Genomic DNA, 16,694 nt, shown 5'->3' on the forward strand with positions numbered 1-16,694 from the left:
TTTTAAAGAAAAATATATTAAATCCAATGTTATTGTCTGAAATTTGTATTAAACGCCCTGTCTTTGCTACAGTTTTGAATTTGGTTATCGTAGCTCTTGGAGCAATTTTTTTTACCAAACTACAAATTAGAGGTACTCCGGATATTTCAGTTCCTATTATAAATGTCGAAGCTCATTATGCAGGTGCCGATGCCTTATATATGGAGCAAGAAATAACGACACGTATAGAAAAAGCTTTAAAGACGGTTAAAAATTTAGATTATATAACTTCTCAAAGTTCTACCGGCGAAAGTAGTATTACCTTATCGTTTCTATTATCTACCGATATTGAAGTAGCACTAAACGATGTCCGTGCTAAAATATCGGATATCACTTATATGTTCCCGCAAGATATGAAAGCCCCGTCAGTTGCAAAACTTGATGCCGATAATTTCCCAAGCCTCTTCATAAGCATTGAAAGTGATCAATATAGCGATTTAGAATTAACAAAGATCGTCGAAGATAATCTACAAACACCGTTAGATAAACTTGAAAGCGTAGGACAGTCACAAATTTACGGCGGTCGGAAATATATAATGAGAATAGAACCCGATTCTAAAAAATTATATCAACATAAAATTTCTTTATTGGAGATTGAATCCGCAATAAAAGAGCAAAATAAAGATTATCCCGCAGGTACGATTAAAACAAAAAGCAATAATTTTATAGTAACTCTTGAAGGTTCTTTATCTACACCGGAAGAATTCGGTAATATTATTCTAAAAGTACAAAACGGAGGTATCATAAAATTACGAGATATAGCAAAAATATCTTTAACTTCTCCCGATGAGGACATAATTTTTAGATATAACGGCAAAAGCTCTATTGCCCTTGGTCTTATAAAAGAATCAAAAACTAACGTCATAGATTTATCACATGAAGTAACTAAAGCACTAGAAAGAATTAAAGAATCCATGCCCAAAGGAATAAGCATGGGTATCGCATATGATGGAGCAACACCTATAAAAGCATCAATTTATGCAGTATTTCAAACAATTTTTGAAGCTTTAATATTAGTAGTTTTAGTCACTTATTTATTTCTTGCTTCTGCTAGAATTACCTTAATTCCGTTTGTAACGATTCCGGTATCGTTGATCGGTACTTTTAGCGTAATGTATGCTTTTGGATTTTCTATTAATATATTTACGCTCCTTGCTATGATACTTGCTATAGGTTTAGTGGTCGATGATGCGATAGTTATGCTTGAAAACATTTTTAGATATAATGAAATGGGGCATAAACCCATGGAAGCGGCTATGCTTGCTTCTAAAGAAATCGGCTTTGCAATCATTGCTATGACTATTACGCTTGCTGCCGTATTTTTACCCGTGGGTTTTATAGGGGGTTTTATCGGGAAATTATTTATTGAATTTGCTTGGACTTTAGCATTTTGTGTTTTATTCTCAGGATTTGTTGCTTTAACTTTAACTCCTATGATGTCAAGTCGTATGGTTACAAAACATAATACGGACTTACCAAAATTCTTAGTAAAGTTTAACGACATTCTACAATTTATTCAAAATAAATATATTTACTATCTAAAGCTAACTTTTGACAATAAAAAGAAATTTGTCATCATTATTGCATCATCATTTATAGTGCTGATTATTAGTTTTAAATTTACTCAAAAAATTTTCGTACCCCAAGAAGATGATGGATTTTTACAAGTTTCTCTTAAAGGTCCTGAAGGTTCTAATTTAGAATCTTCTACTAAAGTAGTGAAAGAAGCCGAAAAAATCCTTGCTAATTATAAAGATATATTAGGTTATCTGATGGTAATAGGTGCAGGCAGTAGCGATAATGTTTTTGGATTCATTCCTCTAAAAAATTGGGGTGAGCGTTCTTGTTCCCAAGAAACTATTAAGAATATGTTAAATAAGCAGTTTTCTGAAATACCGGGCATGTCGATTTGCGCTATGGATCCACGTTCAATGGTTAGCGGGAATGCACGTAGCCCTATCGAGTTTACTATTCAAACAAACCTTGAATATGATGATCTAGATAAAATATCACAACAATTTATTGATATAATGAAAACAAATCCTATTTTCTTAAACGTCAATAGAAATTTACAATCGGCAATGCCGACTATAAGTATAGAAGTCAACCGTGATAAGGCTTATTTATACGGAATGGATTTGGCAAATATAGGCAAAACGGTACAATATTTACTTGCAGGTCAACAAATCGGGCATTTTAGAATGAGTAATGATTTATATGACGTTATATTACAATTTAATCAAAAAGATCGAAAAGATATTAGCGATTTTAGTAAAATTTTAATCAGAACAAAAAATAATAATATGTTACCGCTTGAATCGATAGCCAATATTACGGAAAAAATATCAGTAAAATCATATAATCATTATAATAATTCAAAATCCGTTACTATTTCTTCCGATCTTGCTCCTGACGGGAAAATTGATGACGCAATTAATGAAATCAATAAAATAGCCGCTAAGTTACTTGATCCTAGTAATACTATAATTGAATATATCGGAGAAATTAAACAAATGAGAGAGGCAGACAGTAATATGCTTATAACATTTGTGTTTGCTCTTATATTTATCTATTTAGTGCTTGCAGCTCAATTTGAAAGCTTTACTGACCCTTTATTAATATTACTCGCCGTACCTTTCTCAATAACCGGCGGTGTACTTGCTCTCTGGCTTGCCGGTAATAGCCTTAATATGTATAGTAATATAGGACTTATTACTTTAATTGGATTAATTACTAAGAATTCTATTATGATAGTAGAATTTGCTAATCAGCTAAGAGCAAAAGGAGTAAAGGTTCAAGAAGCTATAATAGAATCCTCAAAACTTCGCTTACGTCCAATTCTTATGACTACTCTTGCTGCCGTAGTCGGAGCTTTACCTCTAGTTTTTGCAGACGGGGCCGGTGCTGCTGCGCGTAATTCTATAGGCTTTGTAATAGTTGGAGGATTAAGCATCGGTACTATATTTACAATTTTTGTTATACCTGTAATATATCAAACTTTTAAGAAGGATTAATAAATTATAGAATAATAAAATTTAGTAGACATATAACTCAAAATGAGAAATGATTATTTTACGTTAGTTTTGTTGCATGGCTCGGAAAACGCATATAGTGTCATCCCGAGGCCTCACCACGGGATCCAAAAATGTAACCCATAATACTAGTAATTTTAGTATTTTAACTGGACCCCGCTATCAAGTTGTGGGATGACAGAGGTATGAGCCATGCAACAAGGTCTTTTACGTTTAACTAAAAGGAGCTTAAATATGTTAATAAATACTTCTAATAATCCACTTATTACTACTGTACATTTATTATCTTCTATAGGTGCTATAAATTGGGGCTTAGTCGGATTATTTAATTTTAATTTAGTCACACTTTTATTTGGCTCATTTCCAATTATTGTTACAATACTTTATATAATTATAGGCTTTTGTGGTGTATATTCTTGCCTTTGTTTAGGTAAGCTATTTTGTAAACCCAAAATAGAAAAGGTGAAGTAACTCTACCTTTTCGTCATTGCGAGCAGCCGTAGGCTGCGTGGCAATCTCATGAAATCATAACAAAATCCTGAGATTGCTTCCTCAATTGCTATGCAATTTCCTCGCAATGACTACCTAACAACCTCACTTGTGCTATAGCAGTTATTGCTGCTGTTTCAGCACGTAATATATTACTTCCTAAACTTATAGATTTTGTATTCTTATATGAGGCAAGAAGTTCCAGCTCATCATTAGTAAAGCCTCCCTCCGGTCCTACAATAATAGTTATATCACTATTACTAAGTGATGATGAAATTCGTAATATAGAATTTTCTTCTTTTTCATGTTCATTAGCATATAACATCAAATTATTATTCTTTTTTAGATAATCTTGTATTGTGATAGCTTTTTCAATTATCGGGGGAGTAAGACGTTCTGATTGCTCTGTTGCCTCAATAACACATTTCGTTAAACGTTCGATATTTACCGATCTCAATTGACACCACCTAGTAATTAACGGAATAATTTTAGTGATACCGAGTTGCGTAGCCATATTTATTGCAAGCATTAATTTATCTTGCTTTATTATAGCAACAGCAAGAGTTAACGTAGATTCTGTATAAGGCTTTTTTAACTGTTCTTTAAGTCTAACCGATAGGTTATTTTTACCTATATCGTTAATTTGTGCTAGAAATTCTCCATCCGTACCGTTAAAGAGACGTAAACCATCATTTACTTTAAGACGTAGCACCGTTTTGACATAATGAACATGATCACTTGCTAATTCTATCTTGCTATTTTCAGCTAAACGACTATTAATATAAATACGGTTATATTTCATATATTTAGTACTATGGACGATAATAATAGACATCTTTCCAAACCAGCTTATAGAGAGGAATTCACAGGAGACACGGAACTCAGCACCACAGCGTATATGGACATACGTGAGGATGCGAGTACCGGACCGACGTCTAAATTACCTCTAGAAGCGAAGTTTGGAAAGATGTCTAATAATATATCAGAAGCAGAAAATTTACCAAAAGAAAAAGAAATTGGCGGTGTTAAAGGTCTAGAACCGACAAGATACGGGGACTGGCAGCATAAATGTAAAGTCACAGATTTCTAATGCCTTGCCTTCAACACACTAAAATTTTACCCTATAAACCGCAAGAATTGTTTGATTTGGTCTGGGATGTAAAATCTTATCCTAAATTCTTGCCTTGGTGTTCTGCTTCTAGAATTATTTCAGAAAATAATCAAGAGGTTATTGCTGAATTAGTAATTCAGTTAAAAGGCTTTTCAGAAAAATATAACTCACGAGTTACACGTGAAATAACAGATGATGGAATATATTTGATTAATACAGTAGCTATTTCAGGACCTTTTGAATATTTAAAAAGTACTTGGCAATTTGTTCCATACACGGCAGGAACTGAATTAAAATTCTTTATTGATTTTAAAATGAAATCCGTAATATTGGATAAATTAATCGGCACTTATTTTACCAAAGCAACCGAAAAAATGATTATAGCTTTTGAACGAAGAGCTAAAGAGGTTATTAAATAAAAAAGAGTAAGGTTATAGATCTATAACCTTACTCTTTAGAAAGTTTTGTATTTAGTTACTAGGCAATATCAGATATATATCCTTCATCTCCTAAGATTTGAGTTTGATCATCATTAAGATTATTATAATCAAGGCTATAAAACTGCTCTTCTTGTTCTTCACTAGTACTGGAAGTATGATAATTAAATAATTCTTCATAAGCTTCATTTATTTCAGCATATTTCTGTATTTCTTTTGAAAGTTCTAATACTTTATTTTGCATAGCTTTTTCTGTACCATGCCATAACTTACTTGTCAAATTTGGCTTGTATTCTGCTAATTGCTTATTTTTGTAACTTTCTCTCTTTGCAACAGTTCCTAAACTTAAAGCTTTTTCAATATCTTCACTTGAATAGCCATTTTGTATTAGCTGCTGAATAATACAAGCATGTAAAGGAAGAATACTAGTATCTGGAACTAATTTATTTGTATATTGTCCTTTCACGCCAGGTATTGCCTGATATAAAGCACGATCTGTTGATTCTACTATTTCATAGCCACCATTATGTTTGTAACCAACGCCGTCTCCCGTTAAACTTAAGGTTGGTACGCGAGTTATTTCATTAGATATTATCTTACCGTTTGTTCCTTCAATATATTTACCGGTAAATTTATCTATACCGTTTTTATCTATAGCAGTACCGTATACAAAACTTCCTAACCCCGAAGTAGCCAAATACTCTTCAACTTTAGTTGCTTCATGAGCTTGAGTAAAAAGCTTTATTTGTTCATTACTCTCCATAATGCCTTTTGCCCCATAACTAGTACCAAAAACACCCCCTGTTATTAAAGGTATTTTGCTTAACCAACTACTAGATGAAAAAAAACTACTTATTCCTACAAAAAAGCTTCCTGATGCTAATTTTGTATAAAAACTATAATCTGCTTTTGCTTTTTCTATTAAAGATAAGTAAGTAACCGGTTTATTACTTCCGAATAAGTTTCGTATTAATAATGTCAACATAGTCTATCTCCTTATTTAAGTCACCATATTTCATGGTTACAAATGCACTATACAACAAAAGTAATCAGATATCAATCCTTTATTTTAGATTAATAAACATTAATATTTGACTTGACATTTTTTAGAAAAAAACCATATTTTATGGTAAAACTGATCAAAAAGAGGTAGATATGCCTACATACAAAAATTCTAAACATATTAGCACTAAAAAGCTTGCTTATATAGGTTTAGACCTCGCATATAAAACAGATGATTTAAATATTTATAAGCTAAAAGCATCAAAGGTCAATGAACAATTAACAGATAGCGGCTGGGAAATACTGACTGCTTCATGTGATAATATCAACACTGCTAAATATGATTATAAAGCCGTCGCATTTATAAATAAAGAAACTAAAGAAGTTCATATTGCTAGTGCCGGCACAAAATTCAATATATATGATTTATTAGACGACTTGCTTATCGCTCTGCACTATTTACCTACTAAACTAACTCCACTTCAGGATTTTGTTAATGAAATAATTAACAAATTAGGCGGCTTAAGTAAAGCCACAGAATATAGTTTTAATACTAGCGGTCATTCACTTGGAGCAATAATTGCAGATTTAACCTTAGTAGAAATACATTCTCGCAACCTAAATTTTAATAAATCTATAACTTTTGACAGCCCTGGCTCAAAACCGATAATTGAAAGAGGCATAGAAAAAAATTTATTTACCGGAAAAGTAACAACTCCAATAAAAGAGCTAGCTACCCATTCTAAGATATATAATGCACAACATAATCTTATTAATATTACTAATAAGCATTTTGGAAAAACAACAATGGTACTTCCTGGTAAAAAAACAGCACTATCACAATCAGAAGAATGGGCATCATATTTATATAATTTTGTCAAACAAAAAGTTACAAAATATCTAGGAATTAATGGAATAGTCGAAGGCTTTGAAGAAATCATAGCCGGAATCAGTAAACATGGGCTTGTTAATTTTTCTGATTTGAAACAGAATATTACTTTAACCATAGATGATTGGGAAGCAGCAACACCAAAATATGCTAAAAATACTCTAAATTTAAAAAATAATTTATATAATCAAATAGTTGAAACTGAAACCGGAGCTAATTTAGTTGGGATGTATAATAATTTTCAAAGCTGCAGTCAAGAATATGCTCAGGAAGTCCAAACAACAGGAGATATAAGTAATTATCATCTATATCCTCTAATATGTTAAATAAAAAAATAACATATATAATATTATAGGCAGAAATCACCTTTCGCCTTTCATATTCATTATTTCTTATTTAGAGCAACTAAATAGATTTCCGTAGATTCACTGCGGCTGGATGAAGGTTTAAAATGTTTCACTGTTTTAAATTCACGCTTTACTTTATGTAATAATTCATTTTCTGCACCGCCACGAAAAATTTTAGCAATAAAATGACCGGAGGGTTTTAGTACTTTTAAAGCAAATTCAAAAGCTTGCTCACATAAAAGTAAGGTTCTTATATGGTCTGTAGCTTTATGACCTATGGTATTTGATGCCATATCACTCATTACTATATCAGCTCTACCGTCTAAAGCCTGAATCATTAATTCTTCCGTATCTACTTCAAAAAAGTCCTGTTGAAAAAATTCAACTCCAGCAATATGTTCGATTTCTAACACATCGATAGAGATTATTTTATTATTTAGGTTATTATCCGAAGCTTTAATAAGCTTGGAAGCTACTTGACTCCATCCCCCAGGAGCTGCTCCTAGATCAACAATTTTCATGTTAGGAGTAAAAAGTTTAAATTTTTCATGAATTTCAAGTAGTTTATATGCAGCTCTCGACCTAAAACCGTCTATACGTGCTTTTGCAACATACGGATCGTTTAATTGGCGTCTAAGCCAATTACTAGAAGAGACGGTGCGTTTTTTAGAAGTCTTAACTCTAACAAATTTATTTCTATAACCGCTTAAATTATTTGTCATAAAATCTTTTATACTTAATAAATATAATGAAGAATAAGTAGACGAAGTTTAATCTGGAAAAGAGCAAGGAATCCACAAGACGAGGCACGAAAGCCGTTAATAATACTTGAGTACCACAGTACTTGTAGCCAATTTTTCAAATTAAACGAGTATGCTCTTTTGCTATTTTATCTAATACAGAATTAACAAAACCAATTTCATGCTCATTTAACATATCATTTGCTATGTCCGTATATTCGTTGATTACTACTTTAGCAGGCGTAGTAGGGCAAAATAATAGCTCACATATACTAACACGCAATAAAGCTCGGAGTAAGATCGGCATATGTGCAGGATCTTTATCATTTGTTAAATGATTGTCGATAATTTCGTCTAGTTTATTAATATTTTCAAATACTGACTTTACCAGCATTTTAAAATGACTTATACTTAATGATATTTTTAAATTCTCAGGTAAATCTGTTATAGAATTATTATTTTGATAAAAAGAAAGTACATTTTGCATGATATCATCCATATCGTCATTATTTTGCAATATGTTTTGATAAATAGCTTGCACTGCTGCAATACGTGCAATAGACTTTTTATTAATTTTATTTGGACTCATAAAGAAAAGAAATTTAAAATTTAATTTTCGTCATTGCGAGTGTGATATGGCGTGATGTCATTCCCGTGAAAGCGGGAATGACATCGGAAACCAAGGAGCAACGTCCACTCACAACGACGAAATGATATCTATAACCTTGCAAGGTATACCTTAAAATAATTTATTAGTAAACTTATAAAATTTTTATGCTCTCTATAATAGGATTTATTATAACAATTAGTATCTTGGTATTTATCCATGAATTTGGGCATTATTGTATTGCTAGATATTTTAATGTAAAAGTTGAGGAGTTCTCGATAGGTTTCGGTAAAGCACTAATAGGCATTACCGATAAAAAAGGAGTTAGGTGGAAGATTTGCCTTATACCGCTTGGCGGTTATGTCAAGATTTACGGCTATGATCGCAGCCTTATGTATAAGACTAAAGAAGTTAACGAAAAAGTAGCTTTTGATGCTAAATCTTGTTTAGAACGTTTTTTAATAGTTGCAGCAGGTCCGTTAATTAATTATTTACTTGCCATAATAATATTTGCAGGTTTTTATTGTTACTTTGGAAAAACAGAGATTCCTCCTATAATAGGTGATGTAGTAGCTTCATCACCGGCAGAGAGAGCAAACTTAAGAGCAGGAGATAAAATTGTTAAGGTTAACGATAAATCTGTTAAAGATTTCGGGGACGTGCAGAGAGAGATATTAATTAACGGTTTTAGCTCTTCTACTTTAACTATAGAAAGAAAAAGTGAGGAATTTATCGTTAATATAATGCCTCAAGAAATAATTATATCACCTCCCGAAGAAAAGCAAGTTAAGAAAACTCTTCGCATCGGTATTATAGCTAAAAATGAACCTATTCATACTAAAATAGGAATTTTAGGAGGATTCTGGGAAGCTATTAATACTACTATAGATATGTCTGCTTTAACTCTAAACGCAATATCGCAAATGATTGTAGGACAACGTTCATTCGATGAGATAGGAGGGCCGATAGCTATTGCTAAAGAGTCAGGCAAATCTATAGCTGGTGGAACTCAAATTTATCTGTTATTTATAGCAATGCTTTCCGTTAATTTAGGGTTACTTAACTTACTACCTATACCGATGCTTGACGGCGGACATTTAGTATTTATATTATATGAAGCAATTACAGGTAAATTACCGGATCCTAAGACTAAAAATATTTTGTTACAATTAGGAGCAATAATCATAATTTTTCTTATTATAATTGCTGTTTCCAACGATATACAAAATTTGTTTTCCTGAATTATTAGATTTGCTTGCTCTCGTTTATATTATCTACTATAGTGGAGTACATTGATTATGTTTGAATGCATTAGTTAGGAGAACTTTGTATTATTCTTAGCTAAAAGCGAGAATCCAGTTCTTTGTCATACCGCGACTTGAACGCGGTATCTAATTTATTATTTTTACCGTGGTCAAGCCACGGGATGACATTGGGTTTAAACACAGAAATTTAAATTAAATCTTAAAGAAGGTTTTAGGTGACAATCAGATCAATTAGTAAGTTAACAATTTTATTATTAACGATTTTTTATTATCATATTTCATTAGCTAACTCTGTAATTCGTAAAATAACTATCGAAGGTAACCACAGGGTTGAGCGTTCTACTATTGAAAGCTATTTAAAGCTTAAGGTAGGAGAAACCTATAATAATTCTAAAGAAGATGAGGTAATAAAACGTTTATATGCCACCTCACTTTTTAGAAATATAAATATGCATATAACAAATAATGGTAATTTAATAGTTAACGTTACTGAAACGCCTTTTATAAGTAGTGTAGTATTTAGCGGTAATTCTAAAATCAAAACTAATATGCTCGCTAAAGAAATTTACACAATGTCGGGTGAATCTCTTAGCCAAGCTAAAATTGAATTAGATGTAAAGAAAATATTAGAAATTTATAAACGTAGCGGACGTTTTGCTACTACAGTCACACCTAAAATCGAAAATTTAGAAAACAACAGAGTTAAGGTTATTTTTGATATAGCCGAAGGACCAAAAACCGGTATTAAATATATTTATTTTAGCGGTAATGAAAATTATAGTGATTCAGAACTTAAATCTATTGTTTTAACTAAAGAATCTCGTTGGTTTCGTTTTTTAGAAAGTAACGATACTTACGATCCTGATAGAGTGGAGTATGATAAAGAATTACTGAGAGAGTTTTATCAATCTGTAGGTTTTGCAGATTTTAGAGTAATTTCGGCATCGGCAGAACTCAATAATACTAAAGAATATTTCACCCTTACCTATTCCATTGAAGAGGGAGAAAAATATAGCTTCGGTAATATTACAATAGACAATAAATTAACTAATATAGATATAACACAGCTTAATAAAATTGTTAATATTAAGCAAGGCAAGGTTTTCAATATGAAAAAGGTTGATGATATAGCTGAAAAAATCGGAGAATATTTTACAGCGAACGATTACCCTGCGGTAAATGTTTATCCGGATATAATGAAAAATGCTAATCATACTGCAGATATTAAATTTATTATTGAAAAAGCCGATAAGGTTTATATTAATAAAATTAATATTATTAATAACCTTAAAACCGAAGACCCTGTTATAAGAAGAGAATTTAAAATAGAAGAAGGTGATATAATTAATCGTTCATATATTGAAAAAGGTGAGCGTAATCTTAGAAATTTAGATTATTTTGAGAAAGTAGCAATTAGCTTAGCTCCGACTAAAGCTAAAGATAAATATGATGTTAACGTTGAAGTTGATGAAAAATCTACTTCCTCTATAGGTTTTGATTTAGGATATAATACTGCTGGCGGTTTATTCGGACGTTTCTCTTTCTTAGAGCGTAATTTAGTCGGTACCGGGAAACTGCTTAATACCGGTGTGCAAGTAAGTAAAAACACTACAAGCTATTACGGTGGTATTACCGCACCGCACTTTTTAGATCGTGATTTATCACTTGGCGTAAACGCATTTAGAAACTATACCGGACGTGGTGCTAGTGTATTAAATACAACTGATCAAAGCTATAAGTTACACTCTATAGGAGTCAAAACTTCTCTTGGTTATGAAATTAAAGAGGATTTAGGTCACGAAATAGATTATTTAATCAAACGTGATATTTTAAGTGCTCCAACTCCATCAAGCTCAATATTCTTAAAAGAGCAAATGGGAAGATTCATTACTTCTGCTATAGGACATACTATTACTTATGATCAAACCGATAATAAAATTGTTCCAAAGAACGGTTATTTAGTAAGCGGCACACAAGAATTTGCCGGCGTTGGAGGTGATAACAAATATATAAAGCATGAAGTTGACGGTAAATATTATAAGTCTTTCATACATAACAAGCTTACTTTAAAATTATCTGCTTCCGGAGGCGATATTGCAGGGCTTGGAGGAAAAATTATTAGAATTTCCGATCGATTTAATTTAGGTGATTATAGTTTAAGAGGCTTTGCAAGCGGTGGTGTAGGACCTCGTGAAAAGGTCACTAACGAAGGACTTGGCGGTGAGCGATATTACACATTCTCAACAGAGCTTAATTTCCCAACACCTATACCTGAGGAATTTAATTTAACCGGTGCAGTCTTTATGGATTTAGGAAGCGTTTGGGGAGTAGGCCTAAATAAGAAACAATATCAAACTCCAAACGGTTTTTATAACGATAAATCTCTTAGAGCTTCCGTTGGTTTCGGCTTTATTTGGGTAACACGTTTTGCACCGATCAGAATGGATTGGGGTTTCCCGGTTAAGAAGAAGAAATATGACGATACGCAGCATTTTCATTTAAGATTTTCGACGCATTTATAAAGATGTTTCATTGTCACCCCGTGGCTTGACCACAGGGTCCAATTAAGGATGCTAGTCTTTAGCATTTTAAAATTTTTTATTGGATTGCCACGCTCCTTGTCAGTCATCACTCGCAATGACGAAACATGTCTCGTAGGAATTCATATCTCAGCATAATATAATCATATTTCAGCCGATGTAGCTCAGCTGGTAGAGCGGCGCATTCGTAATGCGTAGGTCTGGGGTTCAAATCCCCACATTGGCACCATCTTCTAAATAAAACTATAGCCCTATTTGTGATAGGCGTGGTAGAACCTGATATACTAATAATGTATAGAAAAACGCATTCGTGTCATACCGTGGCTTGACCACGATATCCAAAAAAATAACTTAAAATACTAATCATTTATTATCACCATCAATCCAAGTGGTCAAAAAGTCCAGCATCTAAAGAACCTAAAGCAGTTTTAAAAAATGCTTATAAAATAAGTAATGATACTGAAAGACTTATTGCTGTTGATATAAAAAATGACCAGTTTGTAATATTTGATAATACAGGTGGTAATGTAGCTCATGTAAGGACATATCAAGAAATAGAGAGAGATGCTGTTTTAAAAAATAACCTAATCACAACAAAAATATGCAAATAAGGTAATAAAAACTTTAATGAAACCTCGAAGCGGTATAAATTATTGGAATAACAAAATGAAATAAACAATGACAGATAAATTATGGTATGAAAAAATAAATGGAGAAGATGAATATATCAGAAAAACACTTCAAGAATATATAGATTTATATTTCTTTGATTCTGTAGAATTTAAAGCAGTAGAAGATATAACCTTAGAAAATTTAGGTGACTTTTTAGAAGTAATGTTAAAACATTATCAACAATATCATTTTCATTTAGGCGAATTATATGATACTGGAGAAATATTATAAGAATATTTCGATTATGTTTTTATGGATGATGAAAAATATATAAATTATCCTAAATCTTCTAAAGAGGATAGAAGTAATTTAGGTTGGTTATTGATAGTAAATTATATACAAATGTGTAATCCAAGACTATTTCCAGAAGATGTCCCGCATCTAATAGAATTTTTACACGCTAAAGATGGAGAAGTGACAAAGGCTCAAGAAAAGCTAAATACCTACCTTGCCCAATTTGATTTAATGAAAAGACAAGATGAAGATTACAGATACTGGGAAGCAATCACGAAAGAACGTCAGCAAGCTATAGCAGAAAATAAACCTTTACCAATAAGACCTATGAGTATTGAACTATCAAAATGCTTGAAAGATTGAAGTGGGCAACTTTTTTAAGACCATCATAGAGCTAGCGAAAGCATCGGGAGTACAGCTGGCGAAGATGATAGCGATAGAAAAAGTAACGGAACTCGCAGTAAATGCTGTAAATAACAACGCACTATCTGGTTTAGGCCAGAAGATAGCGAATAAAATAGCGGGGAGCGTTACTCCGGCTTTAATTTCTAATAACGGGATATTGCTAAGTGCTTACAGTCGTTTAGAGCAGGACGGTAACAAGAGAACATGACGCCATTCATGATTCCCTGAGCCATAAATATAGGCCAGATTGTAGCAACTGCGGTAATGCACTTTATTAACTGCAAGGTCACCTGAGTATTTTAAACTGGATCTCGCTACAAATGAGCTAGGATGACAGGGTGGAATTAATCCATGCAACAACACCAATGCTACACGGAAATGACAATAAGGTCTTTTTAAGAATGGTGTAAAACAAAACTACCTTTTTTAGGTAATTCCATTATATTTTGTAAAGAATTATAAGTTTTTGCTAAAAAATAATATATATTTAGCTTTATATAAAAAGTGAAAGCCAATTGTCACCTTTTATATTCAACTTCTTAAGCCGAATAGCAGATTATGTAATAATTCGCTATTCGTGTTAATTAACTATTATCTTTTTTCTTGGAGGAATATAGATTGTGTCATCTTCAGCATGCGAAATCTTTTCTAAAAGTCCGATGAAACGGTCGTTATTAGGTACTAGCTTTACTATCGCCCACCCCTCTTCTATTGATTTCTTTATGCGTTCTATATCAGATTTATGCTCTGAAAAAGATATAACTTTTTGTGCTGGGTTTTGCATATTGATAAATCAATTATAGTTAATTAACATTATAGTAAATATTTTTAATAAATCAATCACATATTTATTATTTGCTAAATATAAATAAAATGATTACCATATATTATGTCTTGTCTACTTATATCCTAATAAATAGTTTAATTAAAAATTAAAAGTTGTACAATAATTTTTTATTTTAAACATATATGTCACTTATTAACTTTATTTAATTTAAACTGTATAATTTAATTATGTCAAATGATAATTTACAACCGCCTGCTCTTTCTAAAAAGCAATTATTTGCTTTTTTTGGTATGGTTGTCGGCATGTTTATGTCGGTACTTGATATTCAAATTGTCGCTAGCTCATTATCCGTAATAGCTGCTGGTCTTGCCGCTTCAAGCGATGAACTTTCTTGGGTTCAAACATCGTACTTAATAGCTGAAGTTATCATTATTCCTATTACCGGCTTTTTAGCAAGGTTACTTACTACTAGAATTTCTTATTTTATTGCAGCTTTAGGGTTTACGGTTATGAGCGTATTATGTTCGCTTGCAACTAATATTGAAGCCATGATTATCTTTAGAGCATTACAAGGCTTTTTTGGCGGTGCTATGATACCGACGGTCTTTAGTACCGTTTTTATAATTTTTCCTGCATCGCAACGTCCTATCGTTACTATCTTAATTGGACTTGTCGTAACTGTTGCCCCTACTTTAGGACCTACACTCGGTGGATATATTACAGAGATTTTATCATGGCATTTTATGTTTTTATTAAACGTCATACCCGGTATTTTCGTATGCACTGTAGTTTTTTTATATGGGGATTTTGATAAACCAAATTATAAATTACTGAAAAATTTTGATTTTCTCGGTATATTATTAATGGCTTTAACGCTCGGCTTATTACAGTATGTGTTAGAAGAAGGAAACAAAAAAGGTTGGCTTGAGGATAATTTAATATTATTCTTAAGTATTGCAGTAGTTTTAGGTTTTATTTTATTAATCATTAGAGAACTAACCTTTATTAATCCAATTTTAGACTTAAAAACATTTCTTTATAAAGACTTTACTTTTGGTTGCCTTTATTCGTTCGTTATGGGTATCGGATTATACGGGGCAGTATATATATTACCGCTATTTCTCTTTACTATTGCCGGATATGATACATTACAAATCGGGGCTACTATGATGGTGACGGGCGGAGCACAATTTTTATCTGCACCACTCGCCGGTAGAATGTTAGGGCTAGGGGTAGATTTACGCCTGATGCTTATTATAGGGCTTGGAGGGTTTGCTCTTGGATGTCATTTGAATAGTTTTCTAACTCCTGATTCTAAATTTGCTGCATTTGTGCTTCCTCAATTTGTTAGAGGACTTTCATTAATGTTTTGTTTTATACCGACTAATAATATAGCTCTTGGCAATATGCCGAAAGAAAGAGTAGGTAACGCTAGCGGGCTTTATAATCTTACTCGTAATTTAGGAGGAGCGGTAGGGCTTGCAATAATCAGTACTATACTTACTAATGATACTAAAACCTTTATGCAATATTTATCGGAAAATATCTCGTCTACTTCTATAATGGCATTAGAACAACTAGATTCTTATACTGAATTATTAAACGGAAAAGTTTTGAATCCCGAAAAAGCATCATATTTGTTATTAGCAAACAAATTAAATCATGATGCTTTTGTAATTGCAATAAATAATATATTTAATATGATAGGGCTGTTATTTGTATTTATAATGTTACTAATACCTTTTACTTCAAATATCAAATTAACCGAAAATGTTAATGCTCACTAAAATTAAATTTATATTATATTTCCCTTGGTTATTATTAGAAATATGGAAATCGGCTTTCGCGGTTATTAAAATAATTTGGCAAAGAAAGATAGGAATAGAGCCGGTTTTTGAATGGGTTGACGCAGAAGGGCTAGAAGAAATAGGTGAAATAATTTATGGTAATTCGATTACTCTAACTCCAGGTACAGTAACACTTGATATAAATAATAATATGTTATTAGTGCATGCACTCAATAAATCATCGATTACCGACCTACAAAGAGGTATAATGATTAAAAAAATTAAGCAGATATTAAAAACAACTTGAAGCA

At 32.1% G+C, this 16,694-nt stretch carries 15 protein-coding genes, 1 tRNA gene and 1 pseudogene; 12 read left to right on the forward strand and 5 right to left on the reverse strand.

The genetic code is table 11. The annotated features are described in order from the left end of the window. Positions 1-26: 26 nt before the first annotated feature. Both GCO76_RS03850 and GCO76_RS03855 read left to right on the forward strand, forming a co-directional pair. Positions 27-3,053 (forward strand): efflux RND transporter permease subunit, encoded by a 3,027-nt coding sequence (locus GCO76_RS03850; protein ID WP_410956223.1) that lies wholly within the window; start codon positions 27-29, stop codon positions 3,051-3,053. Positions 3,054-3,305: 252 nt separating this feature from the next. Continuing rightward, a complete protein-coding gene (locus tag GCO76_RS03855) occupies positions 3,306-3,542 on the forward strand; it encodes a DUF378 domain-containing protein (protein ID WP_410956473.1) in 237 nt (78 codons plus the stop codon). Positions 3,543-3,630: 88 nt separating this feature from the next. Here the strand turns inward: GCO76_RS03855 and GCO76_RS03860 are convergent, their stop codons facing one another. Continuing rightward, a complete protein-coding gene (locus GCO76_RS03860) occupies positions 3,631-4,362 on the reverse strand; it encodes a 16S rRNA (uracil(1498)-N(3))-methyltransferase (protein WP_410956224.1) in 732 nt (243 codons plus the stop codon). Between the two features lie 12 nt (positions 4,363-4,374). Here GCO76_RS03860 and GCO76_RS03865 point away from each other — a divergent pair, with 12 nt between their 5' ends. Both GCO76_RS03865 and GCO76_RS03870 read left to right on the forward strand, forming a co-directional pair. Next, positions 4,375-4,650, forward strand: coding sequence for a DUF1674 domain-containing protein (locus tag GCO76_RS03865; RefSeq protein ID WP_410956225.1), 276 nt, complete (start codon positions 4,375-4,377; stop codon positions 4,648-4,650). Continuing rightward, positions 4,650-5,090, forward strand: coding sequence for a type II toxin-antitoxin system RatA family toxin (locus GCO76_RS03870; RefSeq protein WP_410956226.1), 441 nt, complete (start codon positions 4,650-4,652; stop codon positions 5,088-5,090). The genes GCO76_RS03865 and GCO76_RS03870 overlap by 1 nt, the downstream gene beginning before the upstream one ends. Positions 5,091-5,148: 58 nt before the next feature. On the opposite strand, the gene GCO76_RS03875 is transcribed toward GCO76_RS03870, so the two are convergent. After that, a complete protein-coding gene (locus tag GCO76_RS03875) occupies positions 5,149-6,093 on the reverse strand; it encodes a hypothetical protein (protein ID WP_410956227.1) in 945 nt (314 codons plus the stop codon). Positions 6,094-6,263: 170 nt separating this feature from the next. On the opposite strand from GCO76_RS03875, the gene rlip reads away from it, so the two are divergent. Further along, positions 6,264-7,325, forward strand: coding sequence for a secreted effector lipase Rlip (gene rlip, locus GCO76_RS03880; protein WP_410956228.1), 1,062 nt, complete (start codon positions 6,264-6,266; stop codon positions 7,323-7,325). Between the two features lie 59 nt (positions 7,326-7,384). On the opposite strand, the gene GCO76_RS03885 is transcribed toward rlip, so the two are convergent. Both GCO76_RS03885 and nusB read right to left on the reverse strand, forming a co-directional pair. Further along, positions 7,385-8,068, reverse strand: coding sequence for an RlmE family RNA methyltransferase (locus tag GCO76_RS03885; protein ID WP_410956229.1), 684 nt, complete (start codon positions 8,066-8,068; stop codon positions 7,385-7,387). Positions 8,069-8,204: 136 nt separating this feature from the next. Beyond that, entirely contained in the window at positions 8,205-8,675 is a 471-nt protein-coding gene (nusB, locus tag GCO76_RS03890; protein ID WP_410956230.1) for a transcription antitermination factor NusB, read from the reverse strand. Positions 8,676-8,860: 185 nt separating this feature from the next. Between nusB and rseP the strand changes: the two genes are divergently transcribed. The 5 genes and pseudogenes from rseP to GCO76_RS03915 all read left to right on the forward strand — a co-directional run bounded on the left by rseP (position 8,861) and on the right by GCO76_RS03915 (position 14,017). Continuing rightward, positions 8,861-9,934, forward strand: coding sequence for an RIP metalloprotease RseP (gene rseP, locus GCO76_RS03895; RefSeq protein ID WP_410956231.1), 1,074 nt, complete (start codon positions 8,861-8,863; stop codon positions 9,932-9,934). A gap of 239 nt (positions 9,935-10,173) precedes the next feature. Continuing rightward, a complete protein-coding gene (bamA, locus tag GCO76_RS03900) occupies positions 10,174-12,480 on the forward strand; it encodes an outer membrane protein assembly factor BamA (protein WP_410956232.1) in 2,307 nt (768 codons plus the stop codon). Positions 12,481-12,651: 171 nt separating this feature from the next. Continuing rightward, positions 12,652-12,727: transfer RNA gene (locus tag GCO76_RS03905), tRNA-Thr, on the forward strand. A gap of 449 nt (positions 12,728-13,176) precedes the next feature. After that, a pseudogene (locus GCO76_RS03910) lies at positions 13,177-13,767 on the forward strand (hypothetical protein). A 64-nt stretch (positions 13,768-13,831) separates the two neighbouring features. Continuing rightward, a complete protein-coding gene (locus GCO76_RS03915) occupies positions 13,832-14,017 on the forward strand; it encodes a hypothetical protein (protein WP_014013909.1) in 186 nt (61 codons plus the stop codon). Positions 14,018-14,389: 372 nt separating this feature from the next. Here the strand turns inward: GCO76_RS03915 and GCO76_RS03920 are convergent, their stop codons facing one another. Continuing rightward, the gene (locus GCO76_RS03920; protein WP_016925982.1) at positions 14,390-14,593 is read right to left on the reverse strand and encodes a DUF2674 domain-containing protein; all 204 of its coding nucleotides are present in this window, start codon (positions 14,591-14,593) and stop codon (positions 14,390-14,392) included. 230 nt (positions 14,594-14,823) lie between these two features. Here GCO76_RS03920 and GCO76_RS03925 point away from each other — a divergent pair, with 230 nt between their 5' ends. Continuing rightward, a complete protein-coding gene (locus GCO76_RS03925) occupies positions 14,824-16,383 on the forward strand; it encodes a DHA2 family efflux MFS transporter permease subunit (RefSeq protein ID WP_410956233.1) in 1,560 nt (519 codons plus the stop codon). Then, positions 16,367-16,690 (forward strand): monovalent cation/H+ antiporter subunit E, encoded by a 324-nt coding sequence (locus GCO76_RS03930; protein WP_004996606.1) that lies wholly within the window; start codon positions 16,367-16,369, stop codon positions 16,688-16,690. The genes GCO76_RS03925 and GCO76_RS03930 overlap by 17 nt, the downstream gene beginning before the upstream one ends. The last annotated feature ends 4 nt before the right edge of the window (positions 16,691-16,694 follow it).

This window comes from Rickettsia koreansis, assembly GCF_046532895.1.
In the GTDB taxonomy this organism is placed as follows: Bacteria; Pseudomonadota; Alphaproteobacteria; order Rickettsiales; family Rickettsiaceae; genus Rickettsia; species Rickettsia rickettsii.

Coding starts and splice junctions, on each gene's coding strand:
- rlip (WP_410956228.1), top strand. CDS start 6,264: ATGCCTACATACAAAAATTCTAAACATATTAGCACTAAAAAGCTTGCT.
- GCO76_RS03850 (WP_410956223.1), top strand. CDS start 27: ATGTTATTGTCTGAAATTTGTATTAAACGCCCTGTCTTTGCTACAGTT.
- GCO76_RS03925 (WP_410956233.1), top strand. CDS start 14,824: ATGTCAAATGATAATTTACAACCGCCTGCTCTTTCTAAAAAGCAATTA.
- GCO76_RS03865 (WP_410956225.1), top strand. CDS start 4,375: ATGGACGATAATAATAGACATCTTTCCAAACCAGCTTATAGAGAGGAA.
- nusB (WP_410956230.1), bottom strand. CDS start 8,675: ATGAGTCCAAATAAAATTAATAAAAAGTCTATTGCACGTATTGCAGCA.
- GCO76_RS03875 (WP_410956227.1), bottom strand. CDS start 6,093: ATGTTGACATTATTAATACGAAACTTATTCGGAAGTAATAAACCGGTT.
- GCO76_RS03930 (WP_004996606.1), top strand. CDS start 16,367: ATGTTAATGCTCACTAAAATTAAATTTATATTATATTTCCCTTGGTTA.
- rseP (WP_410956231.1), top strand. CDS start 8,861: ATGCTCTCTATAATAGGATTTATTATAACAATTAGTATCTTGGTATTT.
- GCO76_RS03920 (WP_016925982.1), bottom strand. CDS start 14,593: ATGCAAAACCCAGCACAAAAAGTTATATCTTTTTCAGAGCATAAATCT.
- GCO76_RS03885 (WP_410956229.1), bottom strand. CDS start 8,068: ATGACAAATAATTTAAGCGGTTATAGAAATAAATTTGTTAGAGTTAAG.
- GCO76_RS03915 (WP_014013909.1), top strand. CDS start 13,832: ATGATAGCGATAGAAAAAGTAACGGAACTCGCAGTAAATGCTGTAAAT.
- GCO76_RS03870 (WP_410956226.1), top strand. CDS start 4,650: ATGCCTTGCCTTCAACACACTAAAATTTTACCCTATAAACCGCAAGAA.
- GCO76_RS03860 (WP_410956224.1), bottom strand. CDS start 4,362: ATGAAATATAACCGTATTTATATTAATAGTCGTTTAGCTGAAAATAGC.
- GCO76_RS03855 (WP_410956473.1), top strand. CDS start 3,306: ATGTTAATAAATACTTCTAATAATCCACTTATTACTACTGTACATTTA.